14 protein-coding genes are annotated in these 17,554 nt (G+C 70.8%); 11 read left to right on the plus strand and 3 right to left on the minus strand.

Features of this window, described 5'->3' with window-relative positions:
• Nucleotides 1-7 precede the first annotated feature (7 nt).
• Nucleotides 8-853, minus strand: a complete 846-nt coding sequence (locus IL992_RS26525) for an LLM class flavin-dependent oxidoreductase (RefSeq protein ID WP_226873829.1) — start codon at nt 851-853, stop codon at nt 8-10.
• Between the two features lie 244 nt (nt 854-1,097).
• Between IL992_RS26525 and IL992_RS26530 the strand changes: the two genes are divergently transcribed.
• The 3 genes from IL992_RS26530 to recD2 all read left to right on the plus strand — a co-directional run bounded on the left by IL992_RS26530 (nt 1,098) and on the right by recD2 (nt 5,104).
• Nucleotides 1,098-1,703, plus strand: a complete 606-nt coding sequence (locus IL992_RS26530; protein ID WP_193206095.1) for a TetR/AcrR family transcriptional regulator — start codon at nt 1,098-1,100, stop codon at nt 1,701-1,703.
• A gap of 302 nt (nt 1,704-2,005) precedes the next feature.
• Nucleotides 2,006-2,632: a hypothetical protein gene (locus tag IL992_RS26535; RefSeq protein WP_193206096.1), complete on the plus strand. Its 627-nt coding sequence runs from the start codon at nt 2,006-2,008 to the stop codon at nt 2,630-2,632.
• Nucleotides 2,633-2,842: 210 nt separating this feature from the next.
• A complete protein-coding gene (gene recD2 / locus IL992_RS26540) occupies nt 2,843-5,104 on the plus strand; it encodes an SF1B family DNA helicase RecD2 (protein ID WP_193206097.1) in 2,262 nt (753 codons plus the stop codon).
• A 45-nt stretch (nt 5,105-5,149) separates the two neighbouring features.
• On the opposite strand, the gene IL992_RS26545 is transcribed toward recD2, so the two are convergent.
• Complete coding sequence (locus IL992_RS26545) at nt 5,150-6,241, minus strand: hypothetical protein (RefSeq protein ID WP_193206098.1); 1,092 nt, start codon at nt 6,239-6,241, stop codon at nt 5,150-5,152.
• Nucleotides 6,242-6,559: 318 nt separating this feature from the next.
• Between IL992_RS26545 and IL992_RS26550 the strand changes: the two genes are divergently transcribed.
• The 8 genes from IL992_RS26550 to IL992_RS26590 all read left to right on the plus strand — a co-directional run bounded on the left by IL992_RS26550 (nt 6,560) and on the right by IL992_RS26590 (nt 16,639).
• Nucleotides 6,560-7,594: a cytochrome P450 gene (locus IL992_RS26550; protein ID WP_226873830.1), complete on the plus strand. Its 1,035-nt coding sequence runs from the start codon at nt 6,560-6,562 to the stop codon at nt 7,592-7,594.
• Complete coding sequence (locus IL992_RS26555; protein WP_193206099.1) at nt 7,591-8,421, plus strand: isocitrate lyase/PEP mutase family protein; 831 nt, start codon at nt 7,591-7,593, stop codon at nt 8,419-8,421. Before IL992_RS26550 ends, IL992_RS26555 begins: the two co-directional genes overlap by 4 nt.
• A gap of 4 nt (nt 8,422-8,425) precedes the next feature.
• Complete coding sequence (locus tag IL992_RS26560) at nt 8,426-8,632, plus strand: hypothetical protein (RefSeq protein WP_193206100.1); 207 nt, start codon at nt 8,426-8,428, stop codon at nt 8,630-8,632.
• Between the two features lie 233 nt (nt 8,633-8,865).
• Nucleotides 8,866-10,020: a L,D-transpeptidase gene (locus IL992_RS26565; RefSeq protein ID WP_319018838.1), complete on the plus strand. Its 1,155-nt coding sequence runs from the start codon at nt 8,866-8,868 to the stop codon at nt 10,018-10,020.
• Between the two features lie 74 nt (nt 10,021-10,094).
• Nucleotides 10,095-10,271: a hypothetical protein gene (locus IL992_RS26570; protein WP_226873831.1), complete on the plus strand. Its 177-nt coding sequence runs from the start codon at nt 10,095-10,097 to the stop codon at nt 10,269-10,271.
• 90 nt (nt 10,272-10,361) lie between these two features.
• The gene (locus IL992_RS26575; protein ID WP_226873832.1) at nt 10,362-10,682 is read left to right on the plus strand and encodes a DUF2268 domain-containing putative Zn-dependent protease; all 321 of its coding nucleotides are present in this window, start codon (nt 10,362-10,364) and stop codon (nt 10,680-10,682) included.
• On the plus strand, nt 10,658-12,271 hold the full coding sequence (locus IL992_RS26585; RefSeq protein WP_319018839.1) for a tyrosine-type recombinase/integrase: 1,614 nt from the start codon (nt 10,658-10,660) through the stop codon (nt 12,269-12,271). Before IL992_RS26575 ends, IL992_RS26585 begins: the two co-directional genes overlap by 25 nt.
• Nucleotides 12,272-12,595: 324 nt before the next feature.
• Complete coding sequence (locus tag IL992_RS26590) at nt 12,596-16,639, plus strand: golvesin C-terminal-like domain-containing protein (protein WP_193206101.1); 4,044 nt, start codon at nt 12,596-12,598, stop codon at nt 16,637-16,639.
• 7 nt (nt 16,640-16,646) lie between these two features.
• On the opposite strand, the gene IL992_RS26595 is transcribed toward IL992_RS26590, so the two are convergent.
• The gene (locus IL992_RS26595; protein WP_193206102.1) at nt 16,647-17,465 is read right to left on the minus strand and encodes an AfsR/SARP family transcriptional regulator; all 819 of its coding nucleotides are present in this window, start codon (nt 17,463-17,465) and stop codon (nt 16,647-16,649) included.
• Between the last annotated feature and the right edge of the window lie 89 nt (nt 17,466-17,554).

The raw sequence follows: 17,554 nt of genomic DNA on the forward strand, positions 1-17,554 counted from the left end.
CTTCCTTTCAGGTAGTTCGCGAGGTGATGAGCTCGTCGGCGACCCACCGTGCGACGCCGTCGGGGTAGGGCGTCGGCAGTCCGAGCACGATGTGCCGGAAGCCCGCGTCGATCGCCTCGCCGATCGCTTCCCGGGTGGGGCCGGGCTGGTCGTAGGAGACGGGCAGGTGGATCGAACGGGTGATGGAGGCGGGGTCGCGGCCGATCTCGGCGCAGTAGCGGTCGAGCAGTGCGCTGCGGCGGACGACGTCGTCGATGTCGCCGCCGGGGATGTTCCACAGATCGGCGTGTTCGGCGACCACGCGCAGCGTCGCAGACGAGCGTCCGCCGATGAGGATCGGCGGATGGGGGCGCTGGACGGGTTTGGGGTTGCAGAACGCTCCGGTGAGCCGGACGTAGGTGCCGTTGAAGTCGAACGGTTCGGCCTCGGTCCACAGCCGCCTGATCACCGTGCAGGCCTCGGCGAGGCTTCCCACGGCGTGCGCGGCGTCGTGGAAGGGCAGGCCGTGTGCTTCGTACTCACGCCGGGCCAGCGGGTGGCCGGGCCGTGAGCCGGCGCCGATGCCGAAGTCGAGCCGTCCGCCGCAGATGTCGTCGACGGTCGCGGCGATCTTGGCCAGCATCGCGGGCGGCCGGAACCGGTTGCTGGTCACCATCACGCCGAGCCGCAGCCGCCGCGTCTGCGCGGCGAGGGCCGCGAGCAGCGTCCAGCCTTCGTAGGCCGGCCCGTCCGGGTCGCCGCCGATCGGCATGAGGTGATCGAACAGCCACGCGTGCTCGATCTCCGGGATCGTGTCCGCCTCGTGCCAGACCCGCAGGACGTCGTGGTAGCCGACCTGTTGCGGGGCGGTCATGATCCCGAAACTGGGGCGGAGGGTAAGCGGCATTGGGGTCGTCGGTCCTTTCGAACAGCGGCAGCGCCGGAGTGAGGTGCGCCACCGAGGTTCAAGCGGGAGGGGATGCGGAAGCGTGGTGGCCACGCACGGCTTGGTCGCCGGCCCCCTGCTCTGGCATCATGAGCAAACGGGACCGTGTCCCGTTTTGACAATACGGAACCATGTCCCGTTTAGCAACCCGGGTAGTGGAGGGAGCCGCGCGATGAACGACAGCGACCGGGGCGCGGGGCGTCCGGCCCGGCCCAGACGGGCGGACGCACGGCGCAACGAGAAGACCCTGCTCGACGCGGCCGCCGCGGTCTTCGTCGCCTCCGGCGTGGACGCGCCCGTACGCGACATCGCGGCCAAGGCCGGCGTCGGGACGGCCACGATCTACCGCCACTTCCCGACGCGAGCGGACCTCATCATCGCCGTCTACCGGCATCAGGTCGAGGCCTGCGCCGAGGCCGGGCCGGCCCTGCTGGAGACCAGCGCGACCCCTTACGCCGCGCTGGAGCAATGGATCGGCCTCTTCGTCGACTTCCTGGTCACCAAGCACGGGCTGGCCGCCGTGCTGCGCTCCGACGACGCCGGCTTCGACGCCCTGCACGCCTACTTCCTCGACCGGCTCGTGCCCGTGTGCACCCGGCTGCTCGACGCCGCGGCCGCCGCCGGCGAGATCCGCTCCGACATCCCGGCCATCGCACTCATGCGCGGCGTCGGAAACCTCTGCATCGGCGCGGAAAACGACCCGCACTACGACGCGCGCCGCCTGGCCGGACTCCTCATCGCAGGGCTGCGCCTGCCGTCGGTCACACGCGCGGAGTGAGTGTCTCCCGCCGTGGCCCCAGACGACGGCATGAATATTGGGGCCGGATGAACCGGGCTTGTGCAGCCCTCAGTGACAAGCCTGTCGTCTGTGCCTCGATGCACCCGCGATGCCTTCGCCGAGTAGCAGCGCAGTGGCCGCCTCCGGGGCCTCGTGCATTGTGTCGTGGCCGGTTCATCTCGGCTCCCGACGGTGGTCACATCCTCGGGGTGATTCGCACTCGCACCCGGGCGGGCGGCCCAGGGCACTCGGCGGGGTTTGAGCAGCTATGCATGCCGCCGGTGGGGTGAGACAGTTCGGGGGTGGCAACCGATCTCGAAGCGTGGACTCAGCGCTTGTTCGTCCTGCGGGACGACGGCGACTTCCCGGACGATCCCCTCGACAGCGTGCTCTCGCTGACGGAATTCCTCACCGCTGCCGGTCGGGTGGCGGAGACGTACTCGACCCAGCGGATCGCAGATGGCCTGTGGTTCCTCGCGGGCGACTCCGAGCTGTTCCGCGAGCTGTACAACCCGTCCGTGCCCGAGAACCTGCGAGTGCGGTGCGCCGCCGCGATCAGGCAGTTGTACGCCCAGTTGTTCGAACCTCTGTGTCAGAACATGTTGAGTCACGGCGATAACGGCGATGCAGTAGAAAATCCCCTGAATAGCATCTGCTACATGTGGTGGGACGTCTTTCCCACCTGGGGCAGGCCGGGTGACCCCGTCGCGGACAGGATCGACGAGGTGCTGCTCGGAGTCATGCGTGACACGCTGTCCAGTGAGAACGTCGCCTGCGTCGAGAGCGCTCTGCACGGGCTGGGCCACTGGCACATCACCTACTCCGACGTGACCGAGAGCATCGTCGACGAGTTCCTGCGTCAGCGGGCCACAATCGGGGTATCCCTGCGCGACTACGCCCGCGCCGCCAGGCGCGGCAGGGTGCTGTAAACCGGCACTGAGCAAGGTGTCCCAGGTTCGCTGCCGTCGTTTTCGCACGCTTCGGACATCGGCATGTGCCCGGCACCGGGCAGCAGGCCGAGGCCGGACTGCACGCCGCTGTCCAGGGCCCCGGCCTGCTCACAACCGGGTGCGGTGTCCGTCCCCTGCGGCGCCGGTTCCGGTCAGGAGTGTCCCGCCGGGTGGGAGACAATGCGACCCATGACGAATCCTCCCGGAGGCGCCGCGGGCAGGCCGCCCGGCGTGCAGCTCGACGCCGTGCTGGAGCGGATCACGTACGCCAACGAGGAGACCGGCTACACGATCGCCAGGGTCGCCACCGAACGGTCCGGCACCGAGCTGCTGACCGTCGTCGGCCCGCTGCTCGGGGCGCAGGTGGGCGAGTCGCTGCGGCTCACCGGCCGCTGGGGCTCCCACCCCAAGTACGGCAGGCAGTTCGAGGTCTGGTCGTACACCACGGTCCTGCCGGCGACGATCCAGGGCATCCAGCGCTACCTGGGATCCGGGCTGATCAAGGGCATCGGCCCGAAGATGGCCGAGCGGATCGTGGACCACTTCGGCACCGACACGCTGCGGGTCATCGAGGAGGAGCCCAAGCGCCTGGTCGAGGTGCCCGGCCTCGGGCCCAAGCGGACCAAGATGATCGCCGCCGCCTGGGAGGAACAGAAGATCATCAAAGAGGTGATGATCTTCCTGCAGGGCGTCGGGGTGTCCACCTCCATCGCCGTGCGCATCTTCAAGCAGTACGGCGAGGACTCCATCGACGTGGTTCGCAAGGAGCCCTACCGGCTCGCCGACGACGTGTGGGGCATCGGGTTCAAGACCGCCGACACGATCGCGCAGGCCGTGGGCATCCCGCACGACAGCCCCGAGCGGGTCAAGGCCGGGCTGCGCTACACGCTCTCCCAGGCCGCCGACGACGGCCACTGCTACCTGCCGGCCCCCAACCTGGTCGCCGACGCTGTCAAGATCCTGGAGGTGCCGCCCGACCTGACCTCCGCCTGCCTGGAGGAGCTGGTCGCCGAGGAGGGCGTGGTCCGCGAGGAGGTCCCGGCCAGAGGGAACGGCGAGAACGGCCAGGGCGACGAGAACGGCGAGAGCACCGTCCCCGCGATCTACCTCGTCCCCTTCCACCGCGCCGAGCTGTCGCTGGCCGGCACGTTGCGCACGCTGCTGACCTCCGGCCACGACCGGCTCGGGGCGTTCGCGGACGTGGACTGGCCGGCCGCCTTCGACTGGCTGCGCGGCCGGACCGGCGCCGACCTCGCGCCCGAGCAGGCCCAGGCCGTACGGCTCGCGCTGACGGAGAAAGTCGCCGTCCTGACCGGCGGCCCCGGCTGCGGCAAGAGCTTCACCGTCCGCTCGGTGGTGACACTCGCCCGCGCAAAGCGCGCCAAGGTCATCCTCGCCGCCCCGACCGGCCGGGCGGCCAAACGGCTGGCGGAGCTGACCGGTCACGAGGCCACCACCGTGCACCGGCTGCTCCAGCTGCGCCCCGGCGGGGACGCCACCTTCGACCGCGACAACCCCCTCGACGCCGACCTGGTCGTGGTGGACGAGGCGTCCATGCTCGACCTGCTGCTGGCCAACAAGCTCGCCAAGGCGGTCGCCCCGGGCGCGCACCTGCTGTTCGTCGGCGATGTCGACCAGCTTCCCTCGGTCGGCGCAGGAGAGGTGCTGCGCGACCTGCTGGCCGCCCCCGGCATCCCCCGGGTGCGCCTGACGCAGATCTTCCGCCAGGCGCAGGAGTCCGGGGTGGTCGTCAACGCCCACCGCGTCAACACCGGCCAGCACCCCCTGGTCCGGGAGTTCCCCGACTTCTTCCTGTTCCCCTGCGAGGAACCCGAGGAGATCGCCTCCCTGACCGTGGACGTGGTCGCCCGGCGCATCCCGAGGAAGTTCGGGCTCAACCCGCGCAGGGACGTCCAGGTGCTGGCGCCCATGCACCGCGGCGCGGCCGGCGCGGGCGCGCTCAACATCGCCCTGCAGGAGGCGCTGACCCCCGCCCGCGAGGGCATGCCTGAGCGCCGGTACGGCGGGCGGGTCTTCCGCGTCGGCGACAAGGTCACCCAGCTGCGCAACAACTACGACAAGGGCGCGGCCGGGGTGTTCAACGGCACGGTCGGCGTCGTCACCGCCATCACCCCCGAGGAGAGCAAGCTGACCGTGCTCACCGACGAGGACGAGAACGTCGACTACTCCTTCGACGAGCTCGACGAACTCGCCCACGCCTACGCGGTCAGCATCCACCGCTCCCAGGGCAGCGAGTATCCGGCCGTCGTCATCCCGCTGGCCACCAGCGCCTGGATGATGCTGCAGCGCAACCTGCTCTACACCGCCATCACCCGGGCCAAGAAGCTCGTGGTCATCGTCGGGTCGCGGCGGGCGCTCGGCCAGGCCGTGCGCACGCGGGGGGCGGGCCGCCGCCACACGGGGCTCACCCACCGCCTCCGCGTGCCCTGATCTTTCGTGTCCTGGCCGGCGCGCCCGCCCCCCCGTCCTGCCTCGTCAGTACACCGAGGTGTACGTCACGAACGACGCCTGGTTGACCCGGGTGGTGCCGTTGTAGCAGGCGACGTCGCGGACGTAGACGTCCGACCCCGAGGTCGTCCACAGGGTGAGCAGGTTGCAGAACTCCGGACCGGGACCGAACGCCGTGACCTGCACGTCGTTGGGCAGCGCCCCGACCGCGGGGAAGGTCACAAGGCGCAGGCCCGTCCCGGCCGACTGGATCTTGTTGATCGCGCCGGGGTAGTTGAAGTTGACCCCGGCGGGGAGGGGCGCGTACGGCCCGGGGTTGGCCGGAGTGTTGTCGAAGGTGTAGGCGAACAGCTTCGGCGGCGCGAACGCCCCGGTGATCGCGCGCTCACGCTGGTAGGTGAGGGTCCAGCCGGTGTCGCGCGGCAGGCTGGTCGCGTCGTGGCACAACACCTGGATCTTCTGCCCGTTGGGAGACCAGCCCCAGGCACCCACCTTGCACCGTGCCGGTGACCCCGAGTCGACCGCGGTGACCTGGATGTTCCCCGCCGCCGTGGTGGAACCGAGCCCCGGCAGCCAGACCGTCCAGTCTCCGGTGGCGTTGTGGAACACGGCGTTCACGCCGAGCGAGGAGTTGTAGTCGGAGGCTATGGACGAGCCGTCCCAGTAGACGTAGCCGAACGCCTGCGTCCCGGCGGGCAGCGCCCCGCTGCTGCTGGCGAAGACGATGGAGAACAGTGCCTTGGCCGGGCCTCCGCCATACCGGTAGCACCGCACCGCCACGATCTCGTCCGTGCCGACCTGACCCCACTTCTCGATCTGGCACCACTCGGCCGTCTGCGAGATCGCGGTCACGTGCGCGATCCCCCCCTTGGGGATTCCGATCTGCGGGAACCGTACGAAGTACTCCCCGGGGACGCCGGGGGTGACGGTGACCGTGCCGGACGTCCAGCTGCCCGCCTGGTAGGACAGGTTCGGCACGCCGGAGTTGGTGTTGACGTAGGCGAACCCCCACACGTCGGGGACAGCCGCGTTCGCGGCCCCCGCGCCGGCGGCGGCGCCCGCGGCGACCATCGCGCACAGCAGGAGTAATCGAGTGACCACGGTTCGTAACAGGCGCATGCCGTCCTCCATCGCGGTGGTGCCCAGCGGGCGTACGAGATGTCGACGCCGGGATGGCCCGGCGCGTGGTGCCCAGTCGTGGAGCCGTGGAACGCTCTTGGGAGGCGCGGGGATCACAATCGCCCTCCCGCCCTGTGATAACCCGCGCGCCGATCGTTGAGAAGGCCCAAATGCCTACGGGCCGCCGAGCCCCAGCCCGGCCGTGAAACGTTCATCGTTCGACCGGAGCCGAAGGATCGCGACCCTAGCCTGCCAGAGAGGCGACGACCACCCAGGGAAGGGGGAAGGGGGCAGGCCTCCGCGCGCCCCCGGCCACCGATGACAGCAGATCCGCCCGCCGGAGGGGACCGGCATCTCACCCGGCACGCGGACGTGCGCGCCGTGCTCGCCGATCCCCGCTTCCTCGTCCCTGCCGCCCCCGCCGCGCAACCGGGAACGGGGATGGCGTGGCTGCGGGGAGCGGTCAGCAGGTTCAGCAACGGGGACGAGCACGCCCGCCGCCGCGCGCGGGTTGTGGAGTTGCTCGACGCACTCGACCCCGTACGGCTGCGCCGCGAGGCCTGCGAGCGGACGAGCACCGAACTGGCGGGCGGGGCCCGCGTGGATGTGATGGCCAGGATCGCCCGCCGCGTCCCGGTCGGCGTCCTCGCCACGCGCCTCGGCGTTCCGGAGGACCGGCGGGAGGAGGTGGCCGTCGCGGTGACGGCCATGGCCGCCGCCTACCACCTCCCGCCCGCTCCCGGTGAGGCGTCCGCGGGGGACGCGGCGGTGGGCGTGCTGGCGGCGGCGCTTGGCGAAGGAGGGGAGGAGCCCGGGCCCGGCCTGCTGGCCGCGGTCGCGGGGATGCTCGTGCAGGCGTGCGACGCCACCGCCGGCCTGGTGGGCAACACCCTCGCCGCCGTGACCCGCCTGCCCGCCGACGTGGCCGTACGGTGGCCGGTCGAGGCGCTGCTCGCCGAGACCCTGCGGTGGGACCCGCCCGTACGGCTCACGCGCCGGGTGGCCGCCGAAGACGCCACGGCCGGGGGAGTTCCCGTGCCCGCGGGGGCCGTCCTCGTGCTGGACCTGGCAGCGGCCAACCGGGACCCCGAGGTTTTCCCCGACCCGCACCGCTTCGACCCTGCCCGTTTCCGGCAGGGACGCGGCGAGGGCGGCGGGCACCTGGGATTCGGCAGCGGGATCAGGCCCTGCCCGGGGGAGCAGGCCGCGCTCGCCCTGGCGGCGGGCGTCGTTGATGCCGCTCTCGGGCACCGCCTCGCCGATCCCGAGATCCCGTACGAGCCGTCGCCGAACCTGCGCGTGCCCGCCGGCCTCCACCTGGAGGGCGCCGAGACCATGGAAGGACCCCGATGAGCACACACGCCGAGAAGTTCCGCACACCACACGGTGCCGATTTCCGTGCGCTGCACCGTGCCGATTTCCGTGCGCTGCACTATGCCCAGAACCCGCTGGTGCTGCCCAACGCCTGGGACCACGCCTCGGCGGCCGTCCTGGCCGCCGCCGGGTTCGCCGCGATCGGGACCACGAGCCTCGGCGTCGCCGCGGCGGCGGGCAAACCCGACGCGACCGGCGACACCGCGGCGGAGACGCTGGCGCTGGCCCGGCGGCTGGCCGGACTGCCGTGCCCGGTGTCGGTGGACATCGAGGGCGGTTTCGCGGACACGCCGGAGGGGGTGGCCGAGATCGCCGCCGAACTGGCCGCCCTCGGCGTGGCCGGTATCAACATCGAGGACGGCCGGCCGGACGGGACGCTGGCGGACCTCGCCGAGCAGTGCGAGACGATCGCCGCGGTCAAGTCGAAGGCGCCGGGGCTGTTCGTCAACGCCCGCACCGACACCTACTGGCTGGGCGCCGGGGATCTGGGCACGACCATCGCCCGGCTGCGGGCCTTCGCCGAGGCCGGGGCCGACGGGGTGTTCGTCCCCGGGGTCGCCGCCGACGACGACGTGCGGACGCTGGTGGACGCGGTCGACCTGCCGCTCAACGTGCTGTTCCTGCCCGGCCGCCACACGGTCGCGGGTCTGGCCGCGCTCGGCGTCCGCCGGATCAGCACCGGGTCGCTGCTGCTGCGGGCCGCCCTGCACGCGGTGGCCGAGACCGCCCGGACGGTCGCGGCAGGCGGGCAGATCCCCGCAGGCCTCCCGTCGTACGGGGACGTCCAGGCTCTCGCGGTGAGATGAGCGCGTGTCATCGCCACCGCCTCCACGCCGTCCCGCCGCCGCCCGGCCCGCTCACTCGGCGCCGGCGTGGCGGTGTCCTCCCGACCCCGACGGCTACGCCGGGCGGATCCTGGGGGCCGACGACGGCGCGCCGGTGGACGTCGTCCTCGATTCGGTCGGCGGCCGGGTGTTCGCCGCCGCGCGCGCGTGCGCGCGCATGGGTCGCTCATGAGCGGAGACCCCGGGGCGCGCCTTACTCGCCGCTTGATCAGTCTTGACGCGCACCTTACCGTCTACAGAGACGAGTCCACCGGAGAAGCGACCGAAATGTGACCTAAGCACAGGAGAAAATGCCAACATAAGAGGCAACCCCGAATAAGGTCTTATGGTGCCCTTCGCGCTCATGGGGGAGTAGTTGTGCTGAGCACTGGAAGTCGTTCGAGGTGGCCGATCGCCGGAGTCGCCGTGGCGCTGACCGCGGCTCTGTCGGCATGCTCCGGCGGATCGGGCGCGCCAGGCTCGGCGGGCGGAGACTCCGGCGACGCCGCGCCCGCCGTCCCGGCTCCCGCGATCAAGATTAGTCCTGCGGCGAACACCACCAAGGTGCGCCCCGACAAGACCGTGGTCGTCACGGCCGCCAACGGCGAGCTGCAGGAGGTCACCGTTCAGGCGGGCGGCGAGACGATCGAGGGCGAGTTCGACTCCACCCACACCAAGTGGACTTCCAAGCAGCCGCTCAAGCCCTCCACCCGATACACGGTGTCGGCCAAGGCCGCAGGCAAGGGTGGCCCGGCCACCGCGACCAGCCGGTTCACCACCCTCAAGCCCAAGGTCGGGCTGGAGGTCGTGGACGTCACCCCCGGCATCAAGGGGGAGACCGTCGGCATCGGTATGCCGATCATGGTGCGGTTCAACGCGCCGGTGCAGGACAAGGCCGCCGTGGAGCAGGCTCTCGAGGTGGACGCGGAGAAGCCGGTCAAGGGCGCCTGGCGGTGGATCGACGACAAGTACGTGATCTACCGGACGGCCAAGTACTGGCCCGCCCACCAGAAGGTGAAGTTCACCGCGCACCTGACCGGCGTGAAGGCCGGCCCCGACACGTACGGCGTCGAGGACCACGCCACGACCATCAAGATCGGCGCGGCCTGGATCAGCTCGGTCAGCACCAGGACCCACATGATGGTGGTCCGGCGCGACGGCAAGGTCGTGCAGACCATGAAGATCAGCGCCGGCAAGGCGACCACCCGCGAATACACCACCACCAGCGGCATCCACCTGACCATGGAACGCGGCAACCCGGTCACGATGATCTCCCCGGGCAAGAAGGAGGGCGACCCCGGGTACTACAAGGAGGTCGTCAACCACGCGGTGCGCATCTCCAACAGCGGCGAGTACGTCCACAGCGCGCCGTGGTCGGTCGGCTCCCAGGGCCGGGCCAACGTGAGCCACGGGTGCGTCAACGCCAGCCCCGCCCAGGCCAAGTGGTTCTACGACAACTTCCACCGGGGCGACATCGTCAAGATCGTCGGCACCAACCGGCTCCTGGAGTGGGACAACGGCTGGGGCTTCTGGCAGATGCCGTTCAGCAAGTGGAAGCAGGGCAGCGCCCTGGAGTCGTGATCCCGAGGTCGGCGTGCGCGTGAGTCACCATCCAGGCCAGGGCGGGGCTCGCGCAGCCGACGGTGTCGGCGTACATGGCCGAGTTGCAGCGGGCGGGCCTGGTGAAGGCTGCGTGGGTGAGCAAGTGGACCCACTGCAAACGCGACGAGCAGCGCATCGTCCAGCTCGTCGCCACCTTGGGGGAGACGCTCCAGAAGGCCCACTCGGGTCGGCGTCATCACGGGCAAAGCAGCGCGAACCGCCGGTCATGACGGGACTGGGCGACGGCAGGCCGGCCGTACCCGGACGAAGAGCGCCGCTGGTTTGACCTTGACGTTGCGTCAACTTCTAGCATCGCGGCCATGTCGATCACTGTGCCGGCACTGGGGGCCCCGGACATCACCGTGCTGTTCGTACTCGGCGATCCGGGTGACGAGCACTTCATGGGTCCCTGCCAAGGAGTGACCGGGTTCGGCGGCATCTCGGGCCACATCGTGATCACGCTCTGGCCCTTCCCGGAGAACGTGGAGCGGCTGGAGGCCACCGCCGTGCACGAACTCCACCACAGCCTGCGGTTCGGCCCGGGCGGGGTTGTGCGGGACCCGATGACCGTCACGGTCGGCGATCACATCGTCAGCGGTGGCTGGGCAAGGGGCCGGTGGAGGCCTCGCCCGCGGCGGTGAAGGCCGAGATCGCGAAGCTGGAGTTCCTGCGCGGGATGGGCGCTCACGTGCTGGATCTGTCGGTGCTGCCGGCGGAGCGGCGCCGGTTTCTGGCCACCGTGGGCCGCCGGTTGACGGCGCAGGCGTTGCAGCGGCGTGAGCCGGAGCGCCGGTATCCGATCCTGTTGACGCCGGTGACCCAGTCGGCGACCGAGGTGTTGGACGAGGTCGTGCAGTTGTTCGATCAGGCGGTCTCGGCGCGGGAGAGCAAGGCCGCGCACCGGATGCGGGAGGCGCTAGCCGAGCGCGCCAAATCCAGAAAAGACCGGCAGACGCTGCTGGATGCGATCTTGGCTGTCGTCGCCGATCCGGCGGTGCCGGACGAGGAGGTCGGTGGGCTGCTTCGCGGGGAGCGGATCGGGTGGGAACGGCTGCGCTCGGCGCAGTCGACCGCGTTGCCTCCGCTGCCGCGCGATCATGGGCACCTGGCCGCGCTGGACGGCTCCTACGGGTATCTGCGGCAGTTCACCCCGCAGGTTCTCGACGCGGTAGCCTTCGCCGGCGGCATCGCCGCCACCGACCTGCTGAAGGCGGTGGAGATCCTGCGGGAGCTGAACGCCACCAGCGCCCGCAAGGTCCCCGGCAGACGCGCCGGCCACCTTCGTGCCGGCCCGCTCGCGGGGCTGCCTGGACACTGCGGCCACCAGCGGGTCCACGCTCGGCGCCGCGACCGCGGCGTTCCTGGCCACGATCGCCAACCCCAACACCGCGCGGGCGTACGGCATCGCGTTGCGCGCCCTGGTGGCCGAGTTCGGCCCGCAGCGCCGCTCGCGGCGTTGGAGGGCGAGGCCGGCGCCGACCGACTGGCCGCCTGGTTCACCGCCCGGTGGGCAGGCTCGGCGGCGGCCACGTTCAACGCGCGGCTGGACGCGCTCGGCTCGGCGTGCACCTGGTGGCGGGATCAGGACTGGCTGACGGGGGATCCGCTGCGTCGTATCCGCCGCCGGACCCGTATTCCGGACCGCACTCGGGCGCTGGCGCGGATCGACATCGAGGTGCTGCTCACCAGCTCGCGCCTGGGCTTGCGTGAGCGCACGCTGTTCCGGCTGCTGTACGAGAGCGCCGCCCGCGCTCAGGAGGTCCTGGCCCTCGACGTCGACGACCTCGATCTGCGCAACCGCCGTGCCCGGGTACGGCGCAAGGGCGGCACCGTCGACGTCGTCATCTGGCAGACCGCCACCGCCCGGCTGCTGCCCCGCCTGCTGGACGGCCGCCGCGGCGGACCCGTCTTCCTCACCGATCGCCGCGCCCGCGTCGAGCTGCCGTCCGGCGACCTCGACCCCGGCTCGGGCCGGGCCCGGTTGTCCTACCGGCGCGCCGCCGAACTGTTCGAGGCCGCCACCGCCGGCCTGCCCGGCGGGCCGTGGACACTGCACCAGCTACGCCACTCCGCTCTGACCCACGCCACCGAGGACGGCGCCAACACCTCCACCCTGCTGGCCTACTCCGGCCATACCTCCGTCGCCTCGCTGGCCCGCTACGCCCGCGTGTCCCCCGAGGCGCTCGCCCGCTGGCAGAGCAGCCGGGATCCGGCGACGCGACGCCGGTAACGCATACAGCGCATCAGGTCAGGGCCATATCCGCCCGATTTCCCGCGAGTACTACGGGGACCCCCAATGGTGAGCGCCAAGTTTCTGTCACTGCCCACGCCAGGTTTTGTCACCGGAAGCGACGAGTTTTGACAGTGGAGGCGCAGGGTTGGCCGAGCGTGCCGTGGCCACGCTCGTATGCGGGTGCCGCAACGAAACGGGCTCACGAGAGCTGTTGCAGCCCGTGTAGTAGCCGCCCTGTACAGGTGGCGCCGCACCGAGCCCGCTGGCCGCCGACGGGCGATGGCAAGGCCGTGTCAAGTCGGCGTGCCGATGCTCCCGACTATGAGACACCCTCGCCGGTTGCTCCTCATCGGCGCCACGATCGCCGCCAGTCTGGCCACCCTGCTCACCCCTGCGACCCCCGCGCTGGCCGAGCCGCCCGCGCCCTCCCCGACCCCACCGCCGCAGCATTTCGCATCGTCGTCCGTCCAGCCGGAGCAACGCGACCGCGTGCTCGGCGCGAACTGGCAGAATTCGGGCGACCTTGCCGTCACCACGGCCGGTGACGCGACCGGGTTCCACGTGTTCACGGCAACGGCCGCTTCGGGCTACCACTGGCGGACTGCCGCCACCCTCACCGAGCCCGGTATGGACACCGACCAGTGGATCGGCAACGCCTGCCTCACCGGGTCCGGCACCAGGATCGTGGCCGTCTACGCGCCGCGCCACTTCACCAACCGCGACTGGCTCTTCAGCCGGGGCGCCTTCGCCGCGATCATCGACGTCAAGACCGGCGCCGTCACCAAGCTCCGGGACCAGGTGACGCTCGCCTACTTCAACCCGGGCTGCGGCGCCGGCGACACGGTCACGCTCACCCAGGGCGTCAGCGAACAGCACGGCACCACCCGCCTGCTCACCGTCGACACCGCCGCCAAACGCGTGACCCGGGCCGTCGTGGCCACCGGCCAGCTCACCTCGGCCGTCCCCGTGGGGACCATGGTGGTGGCGGCCGACGGCGCCCGGCTCGTCGAGGTGCGGGCGGGCGGCGAGCTCGCGCAACTCGCCGCGACCGAATCGGTGCCCTTCGACCTACGGGCGACCGCCGACGGCGGCGTGGCCTTCGCTACCCGCGACGGCTCGTCGGTCAAGGTCCGCCAGTATCTGGCCGGGACGACCCGCGAACTGGCGTCGGGCCGCCTGGGCGAGCTGACGGTCAAGTCGGGCACGAACGGCCGCGTCTTCCTCGTCGGCCGGGCCGACCGGCAGGCCGCCCTGCCGCAGGGCGTGTCACTCCTGGACGCCCCGGCGGCGGCCGACGTCTCCTCCGAGGGCGGCCTCGCGGTCACCGGCGCGGCGATGCGGGGGCTGCGCGCGGGCCCTGGCGCCCCGCCCGTGGGACCGCCGGACGCGACGACCCTGGGCAATGACAAACCCGGTGTCAGCCCCGACGTGCCTGACGCCGAGCCCGTCGACATCACCGCACAGGTCGTCACGACCAAGGCCGACGTCGGCTTCGAGGTGCAGCCGGGCGAGGATCTGCTCCCGGCGGCGGCCTCGGGACGCGCCACCAACCCCAAGCTGGCGCTGGCCCTCAGACCGGTGGGCCCCGCCGTGACCACCGCCGTCAACGGGACCGTCGACACCGGCTACCGGTGCGCCATCCCGCGTAACGACCCGTCGATCCAGGTGTACCAGCCGCACTGGCGGCAGGTGGAGTGGGCGGTCGACCAGCTCGTCTTCAAGAACCGGCTGAACGTGACCCGGCCGCAGGGCTGGAAGGGGTCGAGTCAGCTGCCCGCGTGGAACCCGCAGACTGAGTTCCCGGTCCCGGACCTGCAGGGCGGCGGACGCATCCCAGTTTCGATCATGTTTGGCATCCTCGCGCAGGAGTCGAACCTCTGGCAGGCCCAGCGCAGCGTGTTGGAGGGCGAGACCGGCAACCCGCTGATCGGCAACTTCTACGGCGTCAACATCTACGACTCCAACCCCGCCAACGACTGGGACGTCGACTTCACCAAGGCCGACTGCGGCTACGGCATCTCCCAGCAGACCGACAACATGCGCGGCGACGCGACCCTGTGGAGCGCGAACACGCAGAGGCGGGTGGCGATCGACTACGTCACCAACATCGCGGCCGGCATGTCGACCCTGGCCCAGAAGTGGAACCAGATCTGGACCGACACCGACGGGCTGGCGAAGGTCAACGACGGTGACCCGGCGAAGATCGAGAACTGGTACTTGGCGGTGTGGGCGTACAACTCCGGCTGGCACGCCAAGGCCGACGCCTGGAAGATCGACAACAACGGCACGCCGAACAACGGCGCCTGGGGGGTGGGCTGGCTGAACAACCCCGCCAACCCGTCCTACCGGCAGGACCGCCGTCCCTTCCTCGACAACAACAGCTACGCCGACGCGGCGCACCCGCAGGACTGGCCCTACCAGGAGAAGGTGCTGGGCTGGGCGGCGTGGCCGATCACCAAGACCTACTTCGACGCCGCCCAGAACAAGAACGTCTCCGAGGGCGGCTACAACTACGCGTGGTGGAGCACCGAGGGCTACCGCACCATGATCGTGCCGACGGTCTCCAACACGGGGATCGTCGACAACAACGCCTTCTGCGTGCCCGGCAACGAGTGCCAGCCGCCGTCGTCGGGGAACGGGCGCGGCACCTGCCTGCGGTCCGACTCCAAGTGCTGGTGGCACTTCTCCAAGGTGTGGAAGGATTGCGCGTCGGCGTGCGGGCATGAGGCGGCTCTCCGGTACGACTCGACCTGGGCCTCGACCGAGCGCGCCGAACCCACCGACCAATGGACGCCCTGCAAGACGCCCGGGCTGCCCGCTGTCGGCGGAGACACGACGAAGGTCCTCATCGTCGACGACGTGACAGTCCCGGCGGTGCGCGGCAACTGCGACAACAGCCAGTGGACCAACAGCGGGACCCTGTCGTTCGAGTTCGCCCAGGACTCCGCCGGCCGGGTGCCCGCCCGGGCCGACTTCCAGCAGCTCGGCAACGGGTTCGGCGGCCACGAGTGGTTCGGGTACACCCGCACCAGCGCCAGGAACGGCAACGTCATGCGGGTGACCGGCACCTGGAAGCCGAACGAGGACATCAACGGGTGGGCCCGGGTCCTGGTCCACATCCCGAAACGGCGGGCGGAGACCCAGCAGGCCCCGTACACGGTCCATCTGGGCAACGGCGCGCAGGAGACCCGCTACCTGAACCAGAGCCGGGAGCAGAACCAGTGGTACAACCTGGGCGTCTTCCAGTTCGCCGGGCGGCCGCAGGTGTCGCTCACCAACCTGAACCTGGAGGGCGACGGGTCGGCGGCCATCTCCTGGGACGCGGTCGCCTTCCAGGTGCTGAAGCAGCGGCCCAAGCACTTCGTCGTCGCCATGGGCGACTCCATCACCTCGGGTGAAGGAGTTGGGAGCTACACCGCCGAGACCGACTTCGGCTACCAGACGCCACGCTGGAACGCCTGCCGGCGCAGCAACGACGCCTGGATCAGGCAGACCGTTCTCCCGGGCGAGACCCAGACCGTTGGCCAGCTCGCCGACTCCTTCGACCCTCGGCTGGACTTCGCGTTCGTGGCGTGTTCCGGTGCCACGGCGCAGGACCTGTCCGTGTCGCAGTACACGTACATGGACGAGCCGATCGGCGCCTGGTCTGACTATCGCGGGCGTGCGGAGGGCAGGTTCCGGGAGGCGGCCCAGATCGAGAGCGGCTTCCTGACCAAGAACACGACCCTGGTCGCCCTGTCGCTCGGAGCCAACGACGCCGCCTGGTCCGACGTCCTGGCCGGCTGTTACCTGATCAACTGCAAAGCTGGCGGCAGCCCCTACGAGGACCAGCTCAGGGCCCGCATCACCGACGTGCTAAACACCAAGACGGAGTACGGCCTCCCGGCCAACGTCGCCGACATCCTTCAGCGGATCGAGAGCAGGACGGAAAACAAGGACGGCAACCGGGGGAAGAAGGCGAAGATCGTCCTCATGGGCTATCCGAACGTGGTCGGCGGCACCGTCTGCCAGCGCTTCGACCAGGACGAGATCGGAATGCTGCAACGGCTCGGCGAGCATTTCGTCATCGAGGCGAAGAACACGGTGCGGGTGCTGCGGGACGCCGGGAACGAGGTGTCCTTCGCGGACTCCCTGCCGGCCTTCGCCGGTCACGGAGCGTGCGACGCCGACCCATGGATCAACCAAGTGATCTTCACCAAGACCGGCCCCGGCGACTTCACCGACATCCGGGACGGCTGCATCACCGACGGGGTCCGATGCGCGAGCCGCTCTGCCCTGCACCCCACCAAGAGAGGCGCCCAGGAGTTCGCCACCGTGTTCAAGAACCACCTCAGCAGCCCTGAGGTGAACTACACCGGCTGGTAGCGGCTTCTCAGCCGGTCGCCGGCCACGACCAGCGCCGCGCGGACGCCCTCGACGGCTTGAAGTCGAGCGAGGGGTCCGCGCGGGCCATCCGGTCGTGGAGCTCGTGGAGCTCCCTGGTCGGTTCCAGGCCGAGTTCCCGCACGAAGTCGCCGCGGGCCCGGCGATACCCCGCCAGCGCGTCGGGCCTGCGGCCGTCGCGATAGAGAGCGATCATGTAGGCCCGGATCAGCCGCTCCCTGAGCGGATGCAGCCGCACCAGATCGGCGAGGTCGGGCAGCAGCTCCCGGTGCCGCCCACACTCCAGCTCGGCCTCCGCGCGGGCCTCGATCGCGCCCAGCCGCAGCTCCTCCAGCCCGACCCCCAGCCGGTCACGCAGCCGATCGCTCGCGGCGTCGGCCAGCAGCGGCCCCCGCCAGCAGGCCAGGGCGTCTTTCAGCAGCCGCGACCGGACCCCCGGCGCGGCCGACCGGCGGGCCTGCCCGACCAGGTCCCGGAACCGGTGGACGTCGACCGCGCCGACATCGGTCTGGGCCAGATAGCCCTCACCCAGGCGCAACAGCCGGAACCCCCGTGACCCCGTCCGCTCGGGGTCGAGCGTGCCGCGCAGCCGGGCGACGTGGCTGTGCAGGATGCCGCGGGCGTTGGCCGGCGGGTCGTCGTCCCACAGCAGCTCCAGCAACCGGCCCACCGGGACGACCCGTCCCCCTTCGAGCAGCAGCAGGCCGAGCAGGCAGCGCTGGGCGCGCCTGGCGACCGTGATCGTCGTGTCCCCTTGCCCCACTTCGACCGGCCCCAGAAGCCGGAACTCCCAACCCCGATTCGACATGACCACGAGCATCCGACACCCCGGTATAGACGAGGTATACACGCAGGTGAAACCCCTTCCGCCGGTCACGATCGGCAGCGGCAAGGCCG

This window comes from Microbispora sitophila, assembly GCF_014892245.1.
Taxonomy (GTDB): Bacteria; Actinomycetota; Actinomycetes; order Streptosporangiales; family Streptosporangiaceae; genus Microbispora; species Microbispora siamensis.